Annotated in this window: 23 protein-coding genes and 1 tRNA gene; 9 read left to right on the forward strand and 15 right to left on the reverse strand. The window is 58.0% G+C overall.

All coding sequences use genetic code 11. The features are described 5' to 3' along the window. Positions 1 to 40 precede the first annotated feature (40 nt). The gene (locus tag HMPREF2875_RS05965; RefSeq protein WP_070671197.1) at positions 41 to 1405 is read right to left on the reverse strand and encodes a PFL family protein; all 1365 of its coding nucleotides are present in this window, start codon (positions 1403 to 1405) and stop codon (positions 41 to 43) included. A gap of 15 nt (positions 1406 to 1420) precedes the next feature. Beyond that, positions 1421 to 1690 (reverse strand): ACT domain-containing protein, encoded by a 270-nt coding sequence (locus HMPREF2875_RS05970; RefSeq protein ID WP_070671198.1) that lies wholly within the window; start codon positions 1688 to 1690, stop codon positions 1421 to 1423. Between the two features lie 79 nt (positions 1691 to 1769). Between HMPREF2875_RS05970 and HMPREF2875_RS05975 the strand changes: the two genes are divergently transcribed. Next, entirely contained in the window at positions 1770 to 2459 is a 690-nt protein-coding gene (locus tag HMPREF2875_RS05975; RefSeq protein ID WP_070671199.1) for an NAD(P)H-binding protein, read from the forward strand. Here the strand turns inward: HMPREF2875_RS05975 and HMPREF2875_RS05980 are convergent. From HMPREF2875_RS05980 to can, 6 genes are all read right to left on the reverse strand, one after another. After that, complete coding sequence (locus HMPREF2875_RS05980; RefSeq protein ID WP_083311864.1) at positions 2456 to 3121, reverse strand: hypothetical protein; 666 nt, start codon at positions 3119 to 3121, stop codon at positions 2456 to 2458. The genes HMPREF2875_RS05975 and HMPREF2875_RS05980 overlap by 4 nt on opposite strands. 199 nt (positions 3122 to 3320) lie before the next feature. After that, entirely contained in the window at positions 3321 to 3980 is a 660-nt protein-coding gene (locus HMPREF2875_RS05985; protein ID WP_141754580.1) for a hypothetical protein, read from the reverse strand. Between the two features lie 86 nt (positions 3981 to 4066). Continuing rightward, a complete protein-coding gene (locus HMPREF2875_RS05990) occupies positions 4067 to 4849 on the reverse strand; it encodes a hypothetical protein (RefSeq protein ID WP_070671202.1) in 783 nt (260 codons plus the stop codon). Positions 4850 to 4954: 105 nt separating this feature from the next. Continuing rightward, positions 4955 to 5440: a hypothetical protein gene (locus HMPREF2875_RS13930; protein ID WP_246817045.1), complete on the reverse strand. Its 486-nt coding sequence runs from the start codon at positions 5438 to 5440 to the stop codon at positions 4955 to 4957. A gap of 371 nt (positions 5441 to 5811) precedes the next feature. Beyond that, positions 5812 to 6381 carry a TetR/AcrR family transcriptional regulator gene (locus HMPREF2875_RS06000; RefSeq protein ID WP_070671206.1) on the reverse strand — a complete coding sequence of 190 codons (570 nt, stop codon included), beginning with the start codon at positions 6379 to 6381 and terminating at the stop codon, positions 5812 to 5814. Between the two features lie 219 nt (positions 6382 to 6600). After that, a complete protein-coding gene (can, locus tag HMPREF2875_RS06005; RefSeq protein WP_210388154.1) occupies positions 6601 to 9417 on the reverse strand; it encodes an aconitate hydratase in 2817 nt (938 codons plus the stop codon). A 285-nt stretch (positions 9418 to 9702) separates the two neighbouring features. Here can and HMPREF2875_RS06010 point away from each other — a divergent pair, with 285 nt between their 5' ends. The 3 genes from HMPREF2875_RS06010 (at position 9703) to HMPREF2875_RS06020 (ending at position 14933) form a co-directional block, all read left to right on the forward strand. Continuing rightward, positions 9703 to 10209: an Rv1476 family membrane protein gene (locus HMPREF2875_RS06010; RefSeq protein WP_070671211.1), complete on the forward strand. Its 507-nt coding sequence runs from the start codon at positions 9703 to 9705 to the stop codon at positions 10207 to 10209. Positions 10210 to 11928: 1719 nt separating this feature from the next. Continuing rightward, on the forward strand, positions 11929 to 13788 hold the full coding sequence (locus HMPREF2875_RS06015; protein ID WP_070671213.1) for a DIP1281 family NlpC/P60 protein: 1860 nt from the start codon (positions 11929 to 11931) through the stop codon (positions 13786 to 13788). Between the two features lie 26 nt (positions 13789 to 13814). Further along, a complete protein-coding gene (locus HMPREF2875_RS06020; protein WP_070671216.1) occupies positions 13815 to 14933 on the forward strand; it encodes a ferrochelatase in 1119 nt (372 codons plus the stop codon). On the opposite strand, the gene HMPREF2875_RS06025 is transcribed toward HMPREF2875_RS06020, so the two are convergent. Beyond that, positions 14930 to 15697: a hypothetical protein gene (locus HMPREF2875_RS06025; RefSeq protein WP_070671219.1), complete on the reverse strand. Its 768-nt coding sequence runs from the start codon at positions 15695 to 15697 to the stop codon at positions 14930 to 14932. The two genes, HMPREF2875_RS06020 and HMPREF2875_RS06025, sit on opposite strands and share 4 nt — an antisense overlap. Before the next feature lie 33 nt (positions 15698 to 15730). On the opposite strand from HMPREF2875_RS06025, the gene HMPREF2875_RS06030 reads away from it, so the two are divergent. Next, the gene (locus tag HMPREF2875_RS06030; RefSeq protein WP_070671221.1) at positions 15731 to 16579 is read left to right on the forward strand and encodes a DUF3097 domain-containing protein; all 849 of its coding nucleotides are present in this window, start codon (positions 15731 to 15733) and stop codon (positions 16577 to 16579) included. 15 nt (positions 16580 to 16594) lie between these two features. Here HMPREF2875_RS06030 and HMPREF2875_RS06035 read toward each other — a convergent pair whose 3' ends face one another. Then, positions 16595 to 17170: a MarR family transcriptional regulator gene (locus HMPREF2875_RS06035; RefSeq protein ID WP_070671222.1), complete on the reverse strand. Its 576-nt coding sequence runs from the start codon at positions 17168 to 17170 to the stop codon at positions 16595 to 16597. Positions 17171 to 17207: 37 nt separating this feature from the next. Continuing rightward, on the reverse strand, positions 17208 to 17948 hold the full coding sequence (locus HMPREF2875_RS06040; protein WP_070671223.1) for a TVP38/TMEM64 family protein: 741 nt from the start codon (positions 17946 to 17948) through the stop codon (positions 17208 to 17210). 184 nt (positions 17949 to 18132) lie between these two features. Between HMPREF2875_RS06040 and HMPREF2875_RS06045 the strand changes: the two genes are divergently transcribed. Beyond that, positions 18133 to 18792, forward strand: coding sequence for a DedA family protein (locus HMPREF2875_RS06045; protein WP_210388155.1), 660 nt, complete (start codon positions 18133 to 18135; stop codon positions 18790 to 18792). Positions 18793 to 18823: 31 nt separating this feature from the next. Here HMPREF2875_RS06045 and HMPREF2875_RS06050 read toward each other — a convergent pair whose 3' ends face one another. After that, positions 18824 to 19093: a hypothetical protein gene (locus HMPREF2875_RS06050; RefSeq protein ID WP_070671225.1), complete on the reverse strand. Its 270-nt coding sequence runs from the start codon at positions 19091 to 19093 to the stop codon at positions 18824 to 18826. 475 nt (positions 19094 to 19568) lie between these two features. Next, positions 19569 to 19654: transfer RNA gene (locus HMPREF2875_RS06055), tRNA-Leu, on the reverse strand. A gap of 183 nt (positions 19655 to 19837) precedes the next feature. On the opposite strand from HMPREF2875_RS06055, the gene HMPREF2875_RS06060 reads away from it, so the two are divergent. Together HMPREF2875_RS06060 and HMPREF2875_RS06065 are read left to right on the forward strand one after the other, a co-directional pair. Then, positions 19838 to 20413, forward strand: a complete 576-nt coding sequence (locus HMPREF2875_RS06060; RefSeq protein WP_070671227.1) for a YbhB/YbcL family Raf kinase inhibitor-like protein — start codon at positions 19838 to 19840, stop codon at positions 20411 to 20413. Positions 20414 to 20436: 23 nt separating this feature from the next. After that, entirely contained in the window at positions 20437 to 20820 is a 384-nt protein-coding gene (locus tag HMPREF2875_RS06065; RefSeq protein WP_070671229.1) for a hypothetical protein, read from the forward strand. Here HMPREF2875_RS06065 and HMPREF2875_RS06070 read toward each other — a convergent pair. Further along, positions 20817 to 21929, reverse strand: coding sequence for a quinone-dependent dihydroorotate dehydrogenase (locus tag HMPREF2875_RS06070; RefSeq protein WP_070671231.1), 1113 nt, complete (start codon positions 21927 to 21929; stop codon positions 20817 to 20819). The two genes, HMPREF2875_RS06065 and HMPREF2875_RS06070, sit on opposite strands and share 4 nt — an antisense overlap. Before the next feature lie 96 nt (positions 21930 to 22025). Beyond that, entirely contained in the window at positions 22026 to 23051 is a 1026-nt protein-coding gene (locus tag HMPREF2875_RS06075) for an NHL repeat-containing protein (protein ID WP_070671233.1), read from the reverse strand. A 102-nt stretch (positions 23052 to 23153) separates the two neighbouring features. On the opposite strand from HMPREF2875_RS06075, the gene HMPREF2875_RS06080 reads away from it, so the two are divergent. Continuing rightward, the gene (locus HMPREF2875_RS06080) at positions 23154 to 23978 is read left to right on the forward strand and encodes an undecaprenyl-diphosphate phosphatase (RefSeq protein ID WP_210388164.1); all 825 of its coding nucleotides are present in this window, start codon (positions 23154 to 23156) and stop codon (positions 23976 to 23978) included. Positions 23979 to 24007: the final 29 nt, after the last annotated feature.

Genomic DNA, 24007 nt, shown 5'->3' on the forward strand with positions numbered 1-24007 from the left:
GTCAAGTGCTTGGTGAAAACTAATCCGACTTGGTGGGGCCTTAGTTTCGGAAGCCGTGCACCGGCGCCGGGATGAAGCCACCACGGTTGATGAAGGTGGAGTTGCCCACCTTGTTAACCGGGATGACCGGAGCGTAGCCCAGGAGGCCACCGAAGTTGACCTCGTCGCCGGCCTGAGTGCCAGGGGCGGGGATAACGCGCACGGCGGTGGTCTTATGGTTCATCACGCCAATGGCGGCTTCGTCAGCGATCATGCCGGCGATGGTTTCAGCAGAGGTATCGCCCGGGATAGCGATCATGTCCAAGCCCACCGAGCAGATCGAGGTCATGGCTTCTAGCTTGTCGATGGAGATAGCGCCAGAGCGCACTGCGTCGATCATGCCCTTGTCCTCAGAGACCGGAATGAAGGAACCAGACAATCCGCCCACACGGGAGCATGCCATCATGCCGCCCTTCTTGACGGCGTCGTTAAGCAGCGCGAGGGCTGCAGTGGTGCCGTGCGTGCCCACCTGATCGAGGCCCATGTGCTCCAGGATGTGTGCGACGGAATCACCGAGCTCCGCAGTAGGCGCAAGCGACAAGTCGATGATGCCGAAAGGCACGCCAAGGCGTTCCGATGCCAAGGACCCCACGAGCTGACCCGCGCGCGTGACTTTGAAGGCTGCCTTCTTGACCTCCTCGGCAACCTCGTTGAGCGTGGCACCCTCGAGGGAACCGAGTGCGCGGTCGACCACACCGGGTCCGGAAACACCAACGGAAACGACGCAGTCGGGCTCCTCGATGCCATGGAAAGCACCGGCCATAAAGGGGTTATCGCCCACGGAGTTGGCAAAGATCACGAGCTTGGCACAACCGATCGCGCTGCGGTCCTTGGTAAGCTCAGCCGCTTCCTTGATGATGCGCCCCATCTGTGCAGCAGCATTCATATTGATGCCCGCGCGGGAGGAGGCGATATTCACCGAGGAGCAAACTAGGTTGGTCTCTGCGAGTGCTTCCGGAATGGAGCGGATGAGTTTCTTCTCAGCAGTGGTGGCACCTTTTTCCACGAGTGCCGAGTAGCCGCCTACGAAGTCGACACCGGTCTCAGCCGCGGCGCGGTCAAGGGCACGAGCGACGTCAACGGGGTTGCCTTCCACACCGGCGACGATGAGAGACACTGGAGTGATGGAAATGCGCTTGTTAACGATGGGTATGCCGAGCTCAGCCTCGATTCCTTCGCAAACCTCCACGAGCTGAGCCGCGCGAGTGGTCACGCGATCGTAGACGGCCTCGGCGGTGGCTTCCATGGTGGGGCGGGTGCATCCGAGTAGGGAAATCCCCATGGTGACGGTGCGAATATCGAGGCGGTATTTCTCGATCATCTCGATGGTGTCGAGAATACTGACGGTATTGAAGCGATTAAGCATGACTCGTTTTCGCCCCTAGATCTCGTTCATGGCAGTGAACAGCGCTTCCGACTGCACGCGAATAGACTGATTGGTGGACTCGCCCACGGCGTTCATACGGTCCTGGATTTCGCGGATGCTCACCTCATTCTCATCGAACTCGACCCGCAGGATCATGGTGAAAAAGCCAGACATCAGAGTCTGCGAAACATCCACGATGTTGACGTTGAGCTCAGCAAGAGCAGTGGTCACGGAGGCGATAATGCCGGTGCGATCGGCACCGGTAACAGTCATGATGGCAATCATGATCTCATTGTATCTTGCGTATTCTGAGCACTGCCCAGGGGTCCTGCAGAACCGCAGGAAGGCGCGTACGGTGGCGCACATGACTGATACGACAACTAACGCGCGTAAGAAAGTTCTCTACATCGGCGGCCACGGCAAGGTGGGATTGCTGGCAGCGCCGAAGCTTGTCGACGCCAACCTAGACGTCCACTCGCTTATCCGAAACCCCAACCAGGTGCCCGATATTGAGGCGAGTGGAGCCACACCGATTCTGCGCGATCTCACTGAGATTTCCGAGGAACAGTGGGCTGAACTCCTAGGCGAGTATGACGTCGTCGTATGGGGCGCTGGCAACGGTGGCCGTGCTGGTGCTGACGTCACCTGGGCGGTGGACCGCGATGCTGCGCTCGCATCGATCGCAGGTCTGGAGAAGCTTGCTGCCGCCGGCAAGAACACTCCTGCCTACATCATGATTTCCTACATGGGTGCCACGACGAATACCACCGATCCTGCTGATGAAAAGTGGTATGCCTACGTGGAGTCCAAGAAGGCCGTGGACAATAAGCTCAATTCTACTAACCTGAACTACCTCATCCTTGGCCCAGCTGCTCTCACTGAGGAGCCAGCGCAGGGCATTACCGTCCTCACGGAGAATTCGCAGCGTACTGCGGATATGAAGACTTCTCGCGATTTGGTTGCCGAGGTTGTCACCGAGGTAGCCTCTCGTGAGACTCTGCCATCCTCTCCGCTGGAGTTCATCGACGGCGACGGCAGCGTCAAGGATATTTAGCGCACCCAGTTCTGCTCTGCGAAGGAAAGAACTGCGTCTACCTGCTGTTTGGTGAGCCCGAGTCCAAACTGGGGCTCCGGGTTGGGAACGTCCACTCGGTATCCAACCACGTCCCAGCCATTATTGTGGGCGAAATCTACGGTCGCTGTCTGTGGGCTTTCGGCTACAGCGAAGTTTTTCGCCTTCAGCCACGCTGGGTCCCTATAAGTGAACTCCTGTGAAGGGACCCTATGCATGGTTCCATCTGGCTGCAGCATCAGAAGCGGTGCGGTGTAGTAGTGCGTCACTGTGTCGCCGTCATCCTCCTGACGCACGTGGGCTAGCTCGCCGATGAGGGCTGGGCGGTATTCGATCCACCCGTTTATCCACGCGTTATCCGTGCTTTCTGCGATGCGGTTCAACGACTTCTTGCCACGGATGGAAGCGGCAACAACAAATGCTGTCAGTGCGATAAAGACCAGAAGGCCGATAAGAACGATGGGGCCTGTCGCCTTGGTCTCTACGTATATCGCGTAGGTGGCAGCAGCTATTGCGAGGCCGATGATGCCCACTGTTGTGGCAAGAATTCCGGTGATGAGCCCAGTGGAATTCTTCTTCAACAGGGAGCGTCCCGGGGCGGGACCGGCGCCATCGATGACTTCACGGATACCGCTGCGATCCATATGTGGATTCGGCTGGGATACATCGGTTGCAGATTGTTGAGCTGTATGCGTTCGAGGCATAGTCGGCGAAAGCTTCAACTTTGTGCGTGGCAACGTGATGGGGGACTGAGTCATAGTTCGCACAGTAACTGACAAGCCGGCTCATGCAATGCTGGATGGGGAGCGTCGTAGAGGAGACTCGGAGGATTAGCTCCGATTGCTAGGCATGTAGCGCAGCATTGAGGCCTGCCCGCACCTGATCTTTGGTGAGTCGGTGCGCGAAACTAGCTTCATTCAGCGGCTTGGTAGCGATGTGGCCTGCCAGGTACCAACCGTTCACTCGTTCAAACTTCGCGTCCTTTTCATCGTCGACCACCGCGATGCCCATCTGAGAAAAATCCATTGGTGTGTGATCGTCACGAAAGATCTCGGTAGTGATATCAAAGCTCGAACCATCTCGGGAGAACAGTCGCGCTCTAGCCTGGTAGCAATACTCCGTCGGAGCATACTCATGTTTGACGGTGCCAGTGTTCCAGATTTCGCCTATTAGCGCTGGGTAGTACTCGATCCACCCGTTCTGTGCGGCGAGACGAACACGGTGTGCACCCCACGTGTTGCGTCGGATATCATCCCCAAGGTCTAGCACTGCCACAATCAACGCTGCGGAGAAGAACAGTTTGATGGCCCAGGAAATCGCCGGGTGGATGATGACCTCATCCTCCATGACTAGGGCAATGGCGGAAGCACAGAGCATCGGCGCAAGAATGGCACGCCCCAGCAATGACTTCTTATTGAGGGCTGATTTTCCTGGCATAGGGCCGGCGGCGTACACAGCTCGTGCAACATCGGGTGTTGCGGGTGCCGGGTTAGGCGAGGACACGGACCGCTTGCTTTTCGGTATAGTTCGGTCAGAATAAAAAAGGCTCTGGAAGTCGAATGGTGCGAGTACATCCTGGAACATGTGACCTACTTCACCCATGAGTTTTCGGCGAAGGTCAGGACAGCCTCCACTTGTTCTTTGCTGAGGCCGTGTTGAAGCACGGGCGTGGGGTTGGGATCGTCAGCCCGATATGCCACGACATGCCAACCGTTGTTGTGGTTGAAATCGACGGTGGCAACCAGTGGGCCATCCGCGACGGTGAATCCACGCATCTTCAACCAATTGGGATTCCCGCTCCTGAATTCAGCGCTGTGCGCTTTCGGCATCGAGCCATCCGGCTGAAGAATAAGTAGTGGAGCTTTGTAGAAATGATCAGTTGAGTCGTCACTCCTCCTGCGGCGATGCAACACCAGTTCCCCGATGAGTGCCGGCCGGTATTCAATCCATCCGTTTTTCCAAGCAGCGGCCATGCGCTTGGCTCTCTGCCTTTCACTGCGCACGAGGAAGATGGCAAGCCACAAAAATAGGACAGCTAATACCGCAGTAATGAGAAGGCCGTGTAGCAAACCGAAGTCATCCTCCTCCTCCTGACTTCCACCTAACATAAGGGTGACGAACCCCATAATGCACGCGAGAATAGCGGCGGTAACGCCAAAGAAGCCAAAGACGAAGCCGAAGAGCATATCGTGGACGCTGGCGCGCCCTGGGGGCAAGCCGGTGGAATCAATGGCCTCCCTGATACCGCTGCGGTCGATCTCCTGCCTTGGTTGAGAATCATGCGTTTCGGATTCCTTGGGCGCAAGGGATTCTGGGAATTTACCTGCGATTTTTAGCTTTGTACGCGGAAACCGGATGGGAGAGTGAGTCATACTTCACAGGTTAGCGGTAGTGAAACGCTAGGGGCTATAAACAACAGGCCCTGAGGGGAGCAGTACCCGTGTGGATCCTGCGAGTGGGGTGTAAGACCTTGGCGGCTATGTGATCCATCGCTGTTCGGCGAAGTGAAGAATGGCGTCGATTTGCTTGGCGGATAATCCGCAAGGGATCTCTGCTTCAGAGTCCTGGCTACCCGTACGGTATGCGGCTACGGTCCACCCATTGCTGCGGGTGGAATCAACGGTTGCTGCGCGGGAAGCCTCTGACAGGGCAGCGCCCCGTGACTTTAGTGCGTTCGGATAGTTGCCACGGAACTCGCCGGACGTTGCGTTCGACAAAGAGCCGTCTGGCCGAAGAATGAGGAGTGGAGCGGAGTAATAGAAATGGGTCCTCTCATTCTTTTCCGAGCCTTCGGTCTTGCTGCGCAAGTAAACGAGCTCACCGATAAGAGCGGGCCGGTATTCGATCCAGCCGTTTCGCCACGCGGTACGAAGACGCCGAGCACGGCCAATCGCTTTGAAGACATTCCACACGCCAAGCCCCACAAAGAAAAGGCCAAAGAGGCAGCCGAAGACTGGGATCAAAGCAAATGGATCAAACCCGGAATGCGGTCTTTGGGGAGGGCCAAAACCACTGGTGAGGAAAGAAAACGTCACGCTACTTATGATTAGTCCAACGAGAGCTATAGGGAGCCAGATGGCGATGTCACCGAACTTGAGACGCCCTGGTTGAGGACCGGCATCCTCTATTACCTCACGTATACCCGACGTATCGACGTGCGGGTTTGGTTGTGCATCGTGAGCGCGGGATCCTGCAGGGGCGAGCCGTGACTTGTCGCCTGAGTAGATGTCGAGCTTTGCACGAGGAAGTCGTAGGGGAGTTTGGTCCATGCCACACAGTGTAACGAGGACTAGTGGACCATCAGGGGTGGCAATCAGGGGAGAAAAATCCGCAGCTATTGAGTACGTGACCCACGAATCGTCTGCTCGACCAACGAAAGAACTTGCTCCAGGTTTGACGTTTCACCCAGCGCAAGGCGGTTAATGAAACCGTCCATGAAAGTTTCCAGATAGGTCACCAAGGTATCGATGGACACATCATCGCGGAGTCGCCCCTTCTCAGCATTGGATTCCAAGCGGGCACGCACGGCTTTGTCAAGGACTTCCTGCTCCTCGCGCCAGCGGGTGGCAAAAGAGGGATCGGTACGCAGCATTGAGGTGACCTCAAGGCGGGTAGCGAGCCAGTCGTGACGCTCTGGGTGGCGAAGCATCTCACTCATTACCTCAACCAGACCATTGTTGGCCACGACCTCTGCCTCCCGGGCGGCGTCCTCCCGAGCCAAGGCAAGGAAGAGCGATTCCTTATCGCCAAAGTGGTGGAAGATGGCGCCGCGTGATTTTCCAGTCACCTCTTCGAGTCGGCGGACTGTCGCGCCTTCATAGCCATACTCAGCGAAGCATTTTCTCGCCCCGACGAGGATGTCGTTACGGCGGCGGTTGAGCTCGGAATCGCTCATAATCGGCATGGCTGGACAATCTCCTTGGAAGGAAGCGCGGCACGAATCTGCCGCAACGATAGTGGGTACGGGAAGGGAACCGAGTAGGGAAATACTTTCCAACGACTCGGTAAATGGAAAGCTTTGTGGATAAAGAAAGGCCAGCCAGCACTCAAATTGTTGCTAGCTGGCCTTCCGCTGAGCTATGCAGAGCCCACCTCGTGGGCTCTCACAGCGGTCTGGGCCTCTTTAGGCCTTGACCATCTGGCGCAGCACGTACTGCAGAATGCCGCCGTGGCGGTAGTAGTCGGCCTCACCAGGCGTATCGATGCGAACCTTGGCGTCGAACTCGACGGTCTCACCGGACTCCTTGGTCGCGGTCACGTGAACCGACTTCGGAATGCCGCCCTCGTTAAGAGCTGCAATACCGTCGATGTCGAAGGTCTCGGTACCGTCCAGGCCCAGGGACTCGTGGGACTCGCCCTCCGGGAACTGCAGCGGGATAACGCCCATACCGATGAGGTTCGAGCGGTGGATACGCTCGAAGGACTCGGTAATAACGGCCTTCACGCCCAGCAGGTTGGTGCCCTTAGCAGCCCAGTCACGGGAAGAACCGGTGCCGTACTCCTTGCCGGCCAGGACGACCAGCGGGATGTCAGCGGCCTTGTAGTTCTCGCAAGCATCGAAGATGAAGGCCTGCGGTGCGCCCTCCTGGGTGAAGTCGCGGGTGTAGCCACCAGCAACGTCCACCAGCTGGTTCTGCAGGCGGATGTTGGCGAAGGTACCGCGCATCATGACCTCGTGGTTACCACGACGGGAACCCAGGGAGTTGTAGTCCTGGCGCTCCACACCATTCTCATCCAGGTACTGAGCAGCAGGGGTACCCGGCTTAATGGAGGAAGCAGGGGAGATGTGGTCAGTGGTGACGGAGTCACCGAGCTTAGCCAGGACGCGAGCACCCTTGATGTCCTCAACCGGTTCCGGCTCAGTCGGCATACCGTCGAAGTACGGAGCCTTGCGGATGTAGGTGGAATCCTCATTCCACTCGAAGGTCTTGCCCTCCGGTACATCCAGGTTGCGCCATGCGTCGTCGCCCTTGAACACGTCAGCGTAGTCAGCCTCGTAGAGCTCGCGGGAGATTGCCTGCTGGATGGTGTCCTCGATCTCCTGCGGGGAAGGCCAGATGTCCTTGAGGAAGACATCGTTGCCGTCTTGGTCCTGACCCAGCGGCTGGGTCTCGAAATCGAAGTCCATGGTGCCGGCAATAGCGTAAGCGATAACCATGATGGGGGAAGCCAAGTAGTTCATCTTGACGTCCGGGGAAATGCGGCCCTCAAAGTTACGGTTACCGGACAGCACTGCGGTAGCAGCCAGGTCGTGCTCATTGATGGCGTTGGAGATTTCCTCCGGCAGCGGGCCGGAGTTACCAATACAGGTGGTGCATCCGAAGCCGGAGAGGTAGAAGCCGAGAGCCTCGAGGTCCTTCCACAGGTCTGCGCGCTGGAAGTAGCCGTCAACTACCTGGGAACCCGGTGCGCAAATGGTCTTAACCCACGGCTTGGACTTGAGGCCCTTCTCAGCCGCCTTGCGGGCGATGAGGCCAGCGCCAACCATGACGGACGGGTTGGAGGTGTTGGTGCAGGAAGTGATGGAAGCAATAGCGACCATGCCGTGGTCCAGGGTGTACTCGCCACCGTTCGCGGAGGTAACAGTCACTGGGTTGGACTGACGGCCGGAGCTACCCTTGGCTGCGGACTCACCCTCACCTGCGCGGGACTTGTTAAGGCCACCGGTAACGTCAACGAGGGAGTTCTCGTCGCCGCCCTCAGCGGTCATGCGCTTTGCCTCAATGGTGGATTCGTCGGCGACGACGTCACCAGAAGCGTAGGTCGGCAGATCCTTACGGAACTGCTCCTTTGCCTCAGAAAGCAGGATGCGGTCCTGCGGGCGCTTCGGGCCAGCGATGGAAGGCTTGACGGTGGACAGGTCCAGCTCGAGGTACTCGGAGTACTTAGCCTCCGGAGCATCCTGCTCCAGCCACATGCCCTGAGCCTTGGCGTATGCTTCAACACGGTCGATCTGCTCCTGCGGGCGACCCGTGAGCTCGAGGTACTTGATGGTCTCCTCGTCGATCGGGAAGATCGCAGCGGTGGAGCCGAACTCTGGGGACATGTTGCCGATGGTGGCGCGGTTAGCCAGCGGCACGGACTTCACACCGTTGCCGTAGAACTCGACAAACTTCTGAACCACGCCGTGCTCACGGAGCATCTCGGTGATGGTCAGAACAACGTCGGTAGCCGTCACGCCGGTCGGAATCTCACCGGTGAGCTTGAAGCCGACGACGCGTGGGATAAGCATGGAGACCGGCTGGCCCAGCATGGCTGCCTCAGCCTCGATGCCGCCAACGCCCCAGCCCAAGATGCCGAGGCCGTTCTCCATGGTGGTGTGGGAGTCAGTACCGATACAGGTATCTGGGTAAGCAACGCCCTCGTTGTCGAAGACGACACGAGACAGGTACTCGATGTTGACCTGGTGGACAATACCGGTTCCCGGAGGAACAACGCGGAAGTTAGAGAAGTTCTCGGCGCCCCAACGCAGGAACTGGTAACGCTCCTGGTTGCGCTCGTACTCGATCTCTACGTTCTTCTCCAGTGCCTCGGAGGAACCGAAGGCCTCAACAATAACGGAGTGGTCAATAACCATCTCTGCCGGGTTGAGCGGGTTCACCTGATCCGGCTCGCCGCCGAGAGTTGCGATGGCCTCACGCATGGTAGCGAGGTCGACCACACAGGGAACGCCGGTGAAGTCCTGCATGAGGACACGAGCCGGGGTGAACTGGATCTCGGTATCCGGTTCTGCGGACGGATCCCAGTTCGCCAAAGCGTTAATGTGATCCTTGGTTACGTTCTTGCCATCCTCGTAGCGCAGCTGGTTCTCAGCCAGCACCTTAAGGGAGTACGGCAGCTTCTCCAGGCCCTCAACCGCGTTGATGTCGAAGTAGTCATAGGACTTACCGTTGACATCAAGGGTCTTCTTGGCGCCGAAGGAGTTCAGGCTTTCAGTCACAGGGAGCTCCATTCCTTGCTTTTCGCTTGTGGGTTGTCGAACACTTAATAAAGGTCCATCGAGCTCATCGAGGCCGTACCGGCGTCCGGGGAGGACTGCGGCACATCGACGTTCTCAGAACGCGAAGGTTCCTTATCTATTGTAGAGGCTGGAACCTGCGGTTGGGGCCACTATAACAGTACGCGCGTTCTGTTTCATCCATTTCGGGGGTACCGGCGCGTCACCCACCCTCATCCTGTCCTTGCGGGCTTAGGCTCGAGGCTGCACAACAGTAAGGAGTACTCCATGATCCCGGCTGGCGTAGATGTAGATGCCATCGCCGAGCAACTCTCGGACGATGGGGTTGCCTTCTCCAACCCAGAGCTCGCGCTTGACGACGCCCTCCAGGAGCCCATCGCCGCCTCCCTTCATCCTGATCATGGGGTAGCGGTTGTCGACGTGTTTCCGGAGAAAACTCCGGATCTGCGCGATCTTGCAACCACTCTTCAAGATAGGACCGGTCTAGACACTGTCATCCTTCAGGTACCCATGAAGGTGTCGGTGGTGAGCGATTCCTACGACCGGGCGGCTATTGAAGCAGCTGAGGATTCCCTGCCGACAGGTCTCGATCAGGTCACACTGGTTAATGATTTCTACGCCACGGCAGATGGTTTCTCAGTCCCATGGGGTCCCATCGTTGGAATATTTTTCTGCCTCGCAGTGTTAGCTGCCTTCTCCGCATTCCGCTACGCGTCTCGACACGAACCCGCAATGAATACAACCACAGATGTCGTTGAGGCTCCGGTGGGCTAGCCGGGCCACTAGGCCTACTCAATCCGCGGCGTCCACCGTCACTTCTCCGGCCAACCAAAGAGGGGGTAATTGTTCCCTCTGAGACTCGCGGAAATCTGCCTCCTGAAGCGAGCGGCGGCACGTGCCCGCAGATGCCCACCGAGCCTCCGATTGAGGCACCCTGGGTTCGGCCTGAGGGACCTCTGTACGGAGGCCCCTGGCACGCTCAGATGGCGGCACCAAGGTCGTTTAATAGGGGGCCTGTGGCAGGTAGTAAAGAGGTCTCAATAGCCCATAAACGAACTACTTGGCGGCTCGGTTGGAAAAATGAGAGAAGGGTAGGGAAGTGATGGAAGTCAACCACTAAGACTTTACTTTGGCCCTGGGGGAGTGGTTAGGGCATGGAGAAGTGGTTCTGCGCTCAGCCTCACCGACTGCGTCTAAGTGGCTCGAGATAAGGGCATCGTGGCGCCAGATCTGTGCCTCCTGAAGGGGTTTGAATTATTGCCGCGAAAGCTTTGACCTGAGGGGGCTCAGGCAAAGCCCTGGGGAGAAATTTCAGTTGAACAGATGTGACCTCGAGATGTTGAATATCGGCTTGGTTACGAAGGCGTCAACCATCGTCACGCGGGGGTGGAATCGGGCGCCACACATGCGGTCGATTTAAGGCGAAGTTGGTCCAGGCCAGGAAACGGGGGCAAGCCCTGAACCTTGTCGTGTAGTTGCCGCGTTGAACGCCTCTGAGTGCCTGACGAAATGTTTGGCTAGACGTCGCCTAGCCCACTTTGGTGCGCGGCATCCTGTCGCAGAGGGTACGCGTTACGCGTTAGTGACAAACATCACAGTCACACGTTGGTAACGAAATTGTTGCAGGTAAGGTGCTCCTGTAAGGCTCTGTGGCTGGACTTAACTCATGTGAAAAATGAGGAAAGTGTGCGACATGGCGTGTCGGTGACGTATGGTTCACGTATCGACTCACGGGTTGACTCTTGCTCCATGTGTTCATGGGCCAAGCCTTGACTCTCAACAGAGACGACGCACGGGTATGTGGGGAAGCACGCCACGAGCGATTACGGCAGTTGAGGATCACCGCCTGGCGGATGAACGCCGCGCCTCACAGCGCGCAGCAGAATGAGCTGCTTTGTGCAGTCGGTACCAGTGTTCGACTTTTCATCACAAAGACACCTACCTTCCGAGTGGGAGAGGCTCCTTTACGCTCCACATGCACTCTTTGATCGGAGTGCTGCGCAATCTCGTCCTGTCGGTTCCCGGTCAGGTGCCAGCCATGTCGATGCCTGCTGCCTCTAGGGTGTGCGGTCATTCAGCTATGCGCGCGGCGCCTGGCGAGGAGGAACCTCGCAGTGCGGTGTTCTCCGTGTAGCGTGTGCCCCTTCGCAATCGGGACCCTAGAGCACATGGATGACCCATCTCCATGTACGCGGTCTCGGATTAGCGTCGGTGTACACCCGCGATAGATCATCCACGTCCTCGCTAGTGACAGGACCTCTCATAAGTTCGCCTCTCCAGAATGGCCCTCCCACTCTTTCCTTATGCATGCTCATTGAGTACCACCTCAATCGTGGCTTGAACGCGCAAGCAATGGGGAAGCCCCCGTATCCGCAACTCAAACGACCTCGCTCCACTTCGTCGTTACGACTGGGGAGAGGTACAAATCATCGTTGCGCCCTTTCATGTAATTGTTGGGGCCAGGGCTAGGTAGGCGTTGAGGAGACTATTCTCGTGGCCACCACTTCATCTTTCGGCTTTCGTCGTCTCAGGGCAGTGTGCGCTGCCATCGCGACGACCGCCGCTTTGTCTACAGTTTCATCTCTAGCGCCAGCAGTAGCGGCGGAACCAGAGCAGCTCAACGTTAAAGAGCTGCTATCTTCTGACAACCCCTCCATTGCAGACCTTGCCGGGGCTATTGCCCAGGTTGAGCAACGCATCGCCGAGGCTGAGGCCACAATCGGCTCCCAGCGTGAGGCAGTGAACCGGGCGCTCGTCGATCTTAACGACGCCCGGACGAAGGCCGAGCAGGCACGTCGTGGTACCACCACGGCACGCAAGCAGCTCGACACTGCCGAGGATGATGTGGCGAAGGCTCAGGCGAAGCTCGACGATATCTCACGTTCTGCTTATCGCCGCGCCAATACATCCGACGCCGTATCGCATGCAGCCGGTAAGGACGCTCGCTCCGACATGCTCGAGCGTCAGTCTTTCCTTCGCTCCCAGTCCGATAAGCAGCAGGGCGTTCTTACCCAGCTGGAGCAGGAGCGTACTCAGAAGGCCAACAAGGAATCTCAGCTGCGCAAGACTCAAGAACTTGCCGAGCAGCGTGAGAACCAGGCGTCCGAAGCAGAGGCGTCTGCACGTCAGTTGCTCGCTGAATCGGAGTCAACTATTGAGGATTCCGCTGCGGAACGAACCGACCTCCTATCTCAGCTGTCCGAGCTTCATAAGGCGCTTAATAAAGCTAAGGGAGTTGACGATACTGAAAAGCCAAGCATTGAGACTGGAAACAATGTCCAGGATAAAAACTTGACTGAAGAGGCATCGCGTATCGCTGACGACGGTGCCCAGCCTGACGAAAAGGAACCGCTGGAGACGGAAGAGCCGGCCGCGACACCGGGCGCAGAAGCCTCTGAGCCAGCGTCCGTCGAGGGCCCCTCAGCGGAGGAAGCGCGTGATCGCTCGCTGCAGGCTCAACACACTTCTCCGTCGATTTCTCCAGAAGAGATGAAGGAACTCTCTAGCGCTGCCGATACGCTCTCTTCCGATCCTAATGTCAAGGAGCTTTCCTCTAAGAGTGCGGATCGCCGCGCCAACAGCGGTGGCAGCTCTCTCGATTCTCGCTCTATCGATCCGGAAACCGTTGCCTTGGGCATTGGTGTTGTTGGCACTGTGGCATCGATGGTGGCAGCCTCTCAACCTAGTCACAGTAATAGTCTGACACCGGAGGAGATTGACGCCTTGGCGCAGGGCTCCTCGAAGCTCTTCGCTCTCCAGGGTGAGGACTCCGAGACGTCAACGTCGACAACTACCTCTGTTGGTCTCGACGATGAGGACGAGGAAGCCGATGAGGATTCCCTCATCTCAGACCTCTCTGGTGTGTTGGAAGACCTCGAAACGACTGACAGTGTAACCGATAGGGCAGCATCGAAGCTGGGCGATGCGTCTCGTGAAGCTCAGATCGAGACCGTCATCGAACGCGCCACCTCTCAGGTCGGTGTCCCATATGCGTGGGGTGGCGGTGACGCCAATGGCCCGACTCAGGGTATCCGCGATGGAGGCGTTGCTGACTCTCACGGCGATTACAACAAGGTTGGTTTCGACTGCTCGGGTCTCGTCCTCTACGCCTTTGCTGGCGTGGGCATCTCCCTGCCGCATTACACGGGGTATCAGTATCAGAAGGGCGAGAAGATTTCGACCAGCGAAATTGAACGCGGTGACCTGATCTTCTACGGCCCAAGCGGTAACCAGCACGTCGCTATCTACCTGGGTGATGGCACCATGGTCGAGGCTCCTCAATCTGGCCAGAATGTCAGCATCACACCAGTCCGACAGGCGGGAATGGCTCCGTATGCCGTGCGTCTGATTTAGATAAGACCATTGCTAAACTGGGCCGTATGACTGAAGCACAGCGTACTGCCCCCGGTGCCGGTTCTAGCACTGGCCCAGCACCCTCCACATTTGACGCCCTCCTCGTTCTTTCTTTCGGTGGCCCGGAAGGAAACGAGGAGGTCGTTCCGTTTTTGGAGAACGTCACCCACGGCCGCGGCATCCCACGTGAACGCCTAGAAGAAGTTGGCGAACACTACTTCCATTTTGATGGGGTAAGCCCCCTCAATGCTTTGAACCGCGAGATCATTGAGAATCTCGAAACAGAGCTGAAAGACCGCGGACATAATCTACCGGTTTATTTTGGCAACCGTAACTGGCACCCGTTCGGCACCGAGGCGGTAGAGCAGATGGCTGCAGATGGTGTGCGCAAAGTCGCGGTATTCGCCACGTCAGCGTGGGGCGGCTACAGTGCCTGCCGACAGTACGACGAGGACATCGTCAAGCTGCGCGCCTACGCCGAGGAAAAGGGACTGCCGGAGATTACCTTCACTAAGCTGCGCCAGTTCTTTGACCACCCGAAGTTCGTTGAGGAGATGGCAGAGGCCATTCGTGAGGCATTTGCGGAGGTACCGGAGGACAAACTCCCGAAGACTCGCATGCTGTTCACGGCGCACTCTGTGCCTTCGGCGCACGATGCTGTCGGTGGTGCGGAAGGAGATAAGCACATCTACTCCTGCCAAGTCGCCGAGGCTTCTCGTCTCGTCGCTGAGGCAGCTGGAGTGGGCGACTATGACCTTGTGTGGCAATCCCGTTCCGGTAACCCAGCTACCCCGTGGTTGGAGCCAGACATTGTGGACCACACCAAAGCGATTCACACTAATGATGGTGTTGAGGCCGTTGTTGTATGCCCAATCGGCTTCATTTCGGATCATATGGAAGTTATCTGGGACCTCGATTCTGAGCTGAAAAAAGCAGCTGATGAGATGGGCGTGAGCGTGTATCGCACACGAACGGCCGGCCCATCACAGCGCTTCGCCTCCTTGGTCATCGATCTCATAGATGAACTGGAGCAAGGAACTGAACCAGCATCCCTAGGCAACGTGACCGTCCAAGGCTGCACCGTTAATGGTGCTCCGTGCGCGGAGGGATGCTGCGATATCTGGTCGTTGAAGAAGTCGCACTAACGCGCAAAATCGGTGAGCGCGTAGGCCACCCCGGCCATGCGCGCTTGGCGGATGTGCCGCCACAACCGGAGTAATTGCGGGTCGAGGCTGTGGTCTTGGATACGGTCCGTGACCGTTTCGATGATAGCGGCGACGCGGTCGGCGCGCGCGAAAAGCTTCGCGGCGCGCGCTGGCACCGCAGATGGCAGGCCTGGAGTGTCGTAGAAATCGCTGAGGGTACCCACAGTGAGTCGGGGGTTGGGGAGAACATCACTCGTATATCCGGTGGCCTCGATAAGCGCTGCCGATTCATTGGTGGCTTGACTCAACAGCGCATCGGCATCGCCTGGGCTCAGCCACGCGGGGGCGGGCAGTGGGTCTGTCTCCTCAATGAGTGCCCAGATAGTTGCGCCGTCGGCATAACTGGGGATGAGAACCAGATGACTATCGCGATCGTTGGTGCGCACCACGATAGCGCCGGCCGAGTTTTCTGAGGTGGCTCGGGCGGACTCAGTGCCGGCCGGTAGCGCTGGTGCTTCGCCAGGCCCTGACAGGATAAGACGCACAAGCGGTTCGCGCTCACCGCGGGCAATGATACCTGCGGTTTCACGGCGAAGGTGAGCGAGAAGCGAGACGAAGGGACTACCGTCTGGCCCAAGTTGCTCACCGCCCAACTCAGTAAGGGCATCAAGGAAGTCATCGGTGGATTCGTGGCCCCACAACCATGCTCCGAGCCACACGGAGACGTTTTGAACAGGGGACCAGACCTCGGCGCGCATATCCATGGCTGGCCAGTGTAGACGATAGGGTTGACCGTTATGAACATCAATCCCCGAGACCCCTATGGCGGCGATATTTTCGCCGGACATGCACGCACCCACAAACCGCAGTACCCTGAGGTTCCCGCCGAACCCGGCATGGTAGTAGAAGTCCGGGGAGATGACTTTGTGGGCGCTGTGATGGGCGTCGATAAGACAGCATGGGGCCCAGTGGTCCGGCTTGAAGATCGCCACGGAGTGGAGCGCGTCTTCAACCTAATCAAAGGTGGCTTTCTGCTGGAAGGCCAACCTGTCACCCTGACTCGCTATGTAGAGAAGCAGGCGCCGCGAAAATCTAATTCGGGCTCGCGCCGCGTAGAAAACGTTGAGGCCAAGGTGGCTGCACCTTCCCGCATCTGGGTGGAAGGTGTCCATGATGCCGCGATCGTGGAAAAGGTATGGGGCCATGACTTGCGTGTGGAAGGAGTGGTCGTGGAATATCTCGAGGGCCTCGACAACTTGGAGGAGCGCCTTGCTGAGTTCCAGCCCGGTCCTGGGCGTCGAGTTGGGGTATTGGCTGACCACCTCGTGAAAGGGTCCAAGGAAACGCGCCTAACACAGACAGTGGGTGAGCACGTCTTGGTGACGGGGCATCCGTTCATCGATATTTGGGCCGCAGTAAAGCCCGAACGCCTTGGTTTTCGCGCTTGGCCTGAGGTTCCTTATGGTGAAGATTGGAAGACAGGTACCTGCGCTCGTCTGGGATGGTCCGACCCCAAGGAAGGGTGGAGTCGTGTCTATCATGCGGTGAGTTCCTTCCGCGACCTTGATTCAACGCTGATCGGTGCGGTGGAACGTCTCGTGGATTTCGTCACCACGCCGGAGTTAAAGAAGGAAGATCTCCTGTAAAGATAGTGTCACTGCCTAGTTCGTCGAGTTAGCGCGCTCAATGAGATTGACCGCGAGTTGCCATCCAGCAGTCTCTGCCGCCCAGCCAGCAGCTTGGAGGCGCTGCGACATGGCCTGCTTGGAAATGCCGAGCTCTTCAGCCGCCTCGTTTTGGTTAAGCCCACCACGCACAAGTGACGTAGCTTCGCGGCCTTCCATCGTGCGCTTGTTGAGGACGAACCCAAGTAGCGCAAAGGCCGCAGCAATGTCATTGGCTTCCGCCGCGCGGCCACGGCGATCGACCTTGGCGTAGACGTGACCCGCGCGGGCAGAGCCCTTGACGGCTGCCGTAGCGACAGCGCGAGTTTCCTTGTCACTAGCATCGTCGCCGGGGATAACCCCGATACCAATGGCCCAGTCGCCATCAGCGAGCAACGCCATCACCACGTCACAGACTGAGGAGGCCGAGTAGGCCACCGCACAGATGTCTTCCACACCCAGTACTTCAAACTCCCCGATGCCCTCCAAAGTAGATAGGGCAGCGGCGGAACGCTGCACCAATTCGGCTCGGCACACTGAACGGCCGCGGTAACGGGCATGGACTGCTAGCACTGTGGGAGACTCCTTCCGGCAAGAAACAAGCCTCAGTCTACTCCTTGTGCTTGACCTGAGTGTTCATGGTGGGCCGTGCGGGAAGGCGCGTGTCGAGCACCAGGCCGGCAACGCCCAGCACCGTGGCTGCGATGAGTGCGACGATGGTCAAGGGATCAGTCTGCCCGCTCAAAGCGTCACCCAGGAAGACGCCAATAGCCGTAGTTGGAATGGAACCAAAAAGTGTTGCAAGTGCAAAGTGTGCGACGGGAATAGGAGTGAGCGCCGCTACGTAGTTTACTAAGCAAAATGGAACTCCTGCGACGAGTCGAAGCGAAGCAATAGCCAACCAACCGCGATTTTCCAAACGTGAGTTGATCGTGAATACCGCCGGATGGCTTAGATGGGGGCGAATCCACTCGCCCAAAAGACGCCGAACCACGAGAAGCGACAGCGTTGCGGAGATCGTTAAAGCCACGAGCGACACTCCAAGCCCCAACCACGGGCCAAAAAGCACGCCAGCGGCCACTGTCCACACGGTGCGCGGGATAGGGAACTGCGTGAAAAGGACGTAGGCGGCAGTAAAGGCCACGACAAACCACGGGCCGAGGTGTTCCGACCACTGGCGTAGGGCGGCGACATCGGGAACGTCGACAAGCACAGCCGCCGCGAGCAACGCCACGCAGCCGACACCTACGAGGAGCCAACGCCGCCATGACCATGCGCGCACGCTGTTCCACGCGGCGAATCCTAGCGATCTTAGGAAGTCACCTGCATTGCGAATCCACCGTGAGCCCATGGGGAATAAGCCTAGCGCTGTTGGTCGCGTCACCTACATCCGGGCTGGCAGCTGGCAGTTTCCTGTGGTGTTGGAAACAAGTTGCTGGGGCAGCCACTTTCGATTCGTCGTTGCCAGCGAAGCAGGAGGATACTGATACACGTTCGCGCGCACGGAGCGCGCCTTATCGCTAGGAGAACCCTCCATGGACTTTCTACACAACCTCACGTCCTACATGGACGCAGCCACCTTGCTTGAGGCGTTTGGCCCCTGGGTGGTGGCCGGACTGGCCGTTGTCGTCTTTATTGAATCTGGCGTATTATTCCCATTCCTGCCCGGCGACTCACTCCTCGTCATGGCAGCGACCCTGCGCCACGAGCTGCACGTGTCTATTTGGGCCCTCGTGTTTGTCGGCATGGCAGCCGCAATTATCGGCGACCAGGTGGGCTTTTGGATTGGACACCGCTTTGGCCGCGGCCTTTTTAAGAAGGACGCGAGGATTCTCAAGCTGGAGTACCTCCGCTCAGCCGAGGATTTCTTCCGCAAGCATGGCCCTCTGGCGCTCGTCTTAGGCCGTTTCGTGCCCATCGTACGCACCTACATTCCAGTTGCCGCTGGCACGGCAAACATGCCCTACAAGAACTTTGTGGGCTGGAACGTTAGCGGAGCAGTGACCTGGGTTGTATCCATGAACCTGATTGGCGTCTTCCTCGGCAGCATCCCAGGCATCGCGGATTCCATCGACAAAATCATGATTCTTGTCGTAGTGATCTCCGTAGCACCAATCGTTATCAAGGGCCTCCATAGCTACTTCACCGGAAAGAAGAAGGCCACGGTCGTCGAAGAGTTAACCCCGCTGGCTTAAAATTTAAGCCCACCCCACAGCATGTGACCGTCTAAAGGTTAACGTAGCGCGCATACTCGCCACGCAGGCGCGCATGAGTGACGTAGATAGGCTCATTATCCACTGCCGTCTTAAACTCCTCCGTGAGCCCAGCCATGACAGCATCACGAGCCTCAGAATGCGTGGCGTGGAAGCTCATAACCTCACCGTCCACGACGGCCTCACCGCGGCGCTTGACGACGACATACTCGGATCCCTCCGGAGCGTCGATGACCTTGCGCTGGGCGGTAAACGGGTCGAGGTACGTGAAGGTCGCCGTCATACAGAACTCCTTGAATGGCACGCGGATAGGGGATAAGAGCGCTTCGTGGCTCATGTCACGCCCCACTGTACCGGCAAACAGAAACCCCACGCTTCACTGACTCTTTCATTCCTCAGTGATGCGCGGGGCTAAGTTATGTGCCTGAGGGGACGTCTGGTTCGGAGACATCGATCCTCTGCGGCTTTTCCGCACCGAGGTGACGGCTGCTGAAATTAAGCCGGTGTGAGGCCTAGCTCTGCTGCTTCTAGCGCTTTCAGGAGCAGTTCTAGAAGTGTGACTGAACCTATGAACGACAGCTGAGGTCGGAACCAGGTCTCGAATACCTGTCACTGTCATTCACCGTAGATAGTGGCCAAAATTCAGTTTCTGGCCCTTATCTGCCGTGAATGTGGTCTCAGCCTGTATGTCGGGCTCGGCTCCAAAAACGAAAAATCTCGAGACAACGACCGGAACGATGTCTCGAGACTTCACACTGTGCCCGAGGGGGGACTTGAACCCCCACGTCCGTTAATAGGACACTAGCACCTCAAGCTAGCGCGTCTGCCATTCCGCCACCCGGGCTAGGGTGTTTGTTCAGCCTCTCGGCTGGGCACTCGCATACTGTATCCCGATTGGCGTACAGTACACAAATCGCGACGTCATTCCGTATTTTTCTGTGCCTGCTTGCTTGCTAAAACACACCGATGAAAGTTGATAGTGAGCAAATCTTCTGCGTGCAAAAGTTCTGTCCAGTAGAAAGGAGATATGACTAGCAACACATCTGACAAGACTGCAACCGCTACACCGAGCTATGCGGCGGACTCCCGCTTCCCGGGGCCGGATCCCTACGCCCCGTTGGGAGAGGTAGCAGCGTTCACCGTGACCTCTACCGATATCGACGAAGGAACGGAGATTGCTGAGAAGTTCCGGGCGCCGGAGAATGTCTCCCCGCAGTTGGCCTGGACTGAGGTACCCGAAGGCACGAAATCTTTTGCTGTGACGTGTTTTGACCCAGATGCGCCGACTGGTTCCGGATTCTGGCACTGGGCTGCCTTCAACATCCCTGCGGATGTTCGTGAGCTCCCCACGGGGGCTGGATCTGCTGAGGACTTGGGACATGAAGGCGTCATTAGCCTGCGCGGTGACTCCGGCCAGCGTGTCTACTACGGTCCCCAGCCGCCGGCGGGCCATGCCCCGCACCGCTACCTTTTCGCCGTTCATGCGGTGGATGTGGAAAAGCTCGATATCGATCCTGACTCCACGCCTACCGTGCTGGGCTTCAACCTCTTCTTCCACACCTTGGGCCGTGCGGTTACCTGGGGCTGGTACGAGGCTCACTAATTCGCCCCGTTACACTCATCAGAATGACTAATCATCCCGAAACCGACGGAGTAGCCATCCCCGCCGGCCTACGAGTAGGTGGCGCTTTTACCTTGCTGGCCGCCGTGCTAGCACTGTTCGGGCTGGTCTCCATTTTTACCGACGGATGGGGAGCCACATTTGAGTGGACATGGCGGCGTCTCGCCATTGTGGGCGCAGCGCTTCTCGTCGGCGCATTCAGCACGCAACGACGCGACCAGCGCGGCAGCCGCGAGCAAATCATTGCGCTCGTGCTTGCCCTCGTCCTGATCGTGGCGAGCCGAGCTCTACCGAGCACGGTTCTCACCACAATGGGGCAATACGTGGTCTTCCTCTACGCTGCGGGCGCAGGCCTATGTGCGGCGGTCATCCGCCGCACAGTGCATTAATCAATCCATCCCAGGCCAGACCCCACGGCCTCGGAAATATTCCGTAGACCGTGGTTGCGAAGCTGGAGCGCAATGCCACGGTGAATATCCCGAATCCAGTCTGGTCCACCGTAAATCATGCCGGTATAGCCCTGCAGAAGTGAGGCTCCGGCGGTGATACGTTCCCATGCCTCTTCAGGGGTAGAAATACCACCCACGGAGATGAGAACGAGCTCATCACCCACGCGGGCATTGAGGCGCTTGAGCACCTCGAGGGAACGTGCTGCAACCGGCGGTCCAGACACGCCGCCGGCGCCCATCGCGGCCACATCATCAGCAGGCGTACGAAGACCCTCGCGAGAAATCGTCGTGTTGGTTGCCACGATGCCAGCGAGGCCAACCTCGACAGCCATGTCAGCCACTGCATCAATGTCTTCGTCCGACAGATCGGGAGCAATCTTCACCAAGACAGGGCGAGACGTGGACTCCACGACTGCCTCCATAATTGGGCGCAAGGATTCCACCGCCTGCAAGTCACGCAAACCAGGTGTGTTGGGGGAGGAGACGTTGACCACCACAAAGTCAACCAGGTCCCCAAGGACCGACGCACACTGGCGGTAATCGTCCACAGCATGCTCAGGGGCGGTCACCTTGTTTTTACCAATATTGATGCCGATGACGTCGTTGTAGCGGCGCTTGCGCAGGTTGCGCGCGGCATGGAGAGCTCCTTCGTTGTTGAAGCCCATGCGGTTGAGGATTGCCTTGTCTGGTTTAAGACGGAATAGGCGGGGAGCCGGGTTACCTGGCTGAGCCTTCGGCGTAATGGTGCCCAACTCCGCGTATCCGAAGCCGATGGGCGCCCACGCGTCTGGGGAGGAGGCATTCTTATCGAAGCCAGCAGCAAGACCCAGCGGGCGGGGGAACCGCACACCGAATACTTCTTGTTCCAGTATGGGATCAGTGACGGGAAGTACTTTCGCCAACAATCGGTTTGCGGGACCCGCTGCCTGCAGTCCAGCAAGTCCCATGGTGATGATGCCGTGGATGCGCTCCGGGCTCAGCCGGAACATTCCCTTAAGAGCTACCTGATAGGCGGTGTGGCGAGCGCGGTCGAGCGCGGAATACTGCATGGAGAATCCTTCTAATCCGTAGTGGCTGGTGGAAGAGTAAGTGATGGAATGGGATAACTGCCGTTAGTGTCTCTGTGACTCAGTTGCTGGACGTGCCTAGGAGTCGCCAAGCTCCGGATCGTTGATGAACTGCAGACCGTCACCGCTGACAGAAGCGGCGACCAGTGTGCCGTCGCTAAGCACGGCAATATTCTGCGCGCCCGCTACCGTTTCAACGCTTCCGACGAGTTCCGGAACTCCGGAGGAGACAGTGTAGGCATGAAGCAGGTTGTTGTCGGTGGTCGTGACCCAGGCCAGTTCCCGTTCATTGTCCCAGGCTACAGCCCAGGGCGTGCCCTCCGTGTTGCCGAATTGGTGGAGACGGATGACGTCGCTCGCAGTGTAAATTGCCACACGTTTGCCTACGGTATCCGAAGCGACGACCACCGCTCCGTCACCGCCGGCAATCTGACCAACACCCTGGCCCACGCGCAAACGGCCGCCGGCGCGGTCCTTCTCCCAATCCAGGGATTGGATTGTGGAGTCCTGGCGCAGAACGCGGACGACGCCATCCGCCCCATCCGGATTAGGCACGGAAATAAGCTGGTCACTGCCTGCTTCTACTGTGATAGTGCCGGTCCGCTCGCCATCCTCGTAGACGCCCACAGTCGCAGAATCCGCCGAGCTCACGAAGATCTCACCAGTAGAGGTTTCGGCGGCGACTGTCACTGGTGCTTCCTCATCCACCGCAAGCTCCTGCGGAGAAGCTGGCTGCTGTGGATCAATGAGAAGAACTTTATCGCCGCAGGCTACGACAAAATGAGAGGAAGATGCGGTGAGGTCTCCACAGTGCTTATCGATGTCCACGCGCGTCGCCTTATCCGCCTCAAAGTCAGACTGAGTGCCTACCGTGAGGACTTCTGCGGTACGGACTGCGAGAACGTCACCTAACGCAGCGGAGTCAGTAACCTTGTCGAAATCCACGACCTTGCCAGCCGGGTCCTGCGTAGCAGGGGAGTCGACAGGTTCTGCTTGGCCGTAGACGGCCGAGTCGGGATCTCCTCCTACTCCCACCGTGGGATCACACGCTGCGAGGGCAGACGCGCTGGTGAGGAGGGCACAAGAAAGCAAAACTCGACGCATTTTCACGATTCCTCATCCTAGCAGCCAGCGTGGTGCACACCGGAAGCCGCACGTGCGACGAGTAGGCTGTCGCGAGTGACTACAACAGCTGCTTCTGACGCCATGACATGGATGCAGGTCATTGTCCTGTCCCTTGTCCAAGGCCTTACTGAATTCTTGCCCGTGAGCTCGTCTGGCCACCTGCGAATCGTCTCTACGCTCTTCTGGGGGCAGGACGCAGGCGCTTCCTTTACCGCTGTCATTCAGCTCGGTACCGAGCTCGCCGTCATCGTGTATTTTGCCGGCATGATCTGGCAGATCCTCAAAGGTTGGTTCATTGGCCTTGCCAACAAAGACAAGCGCGGTCAGGACTATCGCATGGGGTGGATGGTTATCGTCGGCTCCATTCCTATTGGTGTCCTTGGCGTCCTTGGCAAAGACCTTATCCGTGACAATCTGCGCAATTTGTGGATCACGGCTTCTATGTTGGTGCTCTTTTCTTTCGTCTTCATCGCGGCTGAGCGCATGGGTAAAAAGACCCGCAGCTTTGAGGAACTAACCATGCGTGATGCCATCGTCATGGGCCTGTGCCAGTGCCTTGCGCTTATCCCCGGTGTGTCCCGCTCCGGCGGTACGATTTCTGGTGGCCTTTTCCTTGGCCTTGACCGCGAGGTAGCTACCCGTTTCAGCTTCCTTCTGGCCATTCCGGCGGTGATGGCTTCCGGGCTCTTCTCGCTGGGCGACGCCTTCGGCCCCACCGTTGGTCAGTCCGCTACCGGTATGCAGTTGCTCGTGGGAACAGGCATTGCCTTCATCGTCGGTTACGCCTCCATCGCATGGTTGCTGAAGTTTGTGGGTAACCACTCCTTCGAGTGGTTCGCTGCTTACCGTATCCCAGTCGGCATCATCGTCATGATCTTGCTGGCTCTGGGAGTGCTCGCGCCCTAACGATTGCCTTGAGGCGTGGCTTGCTGGCT

Source organism: Corynebacterium sp. HMSC078H07 (genome assembly GCF_001812805.1).
Classification (GTDB): Bacteria; Actinomycetota; Actinomycetes; order Mycobacteriales; family Mycobacteriaceae; genus Corynebacterium.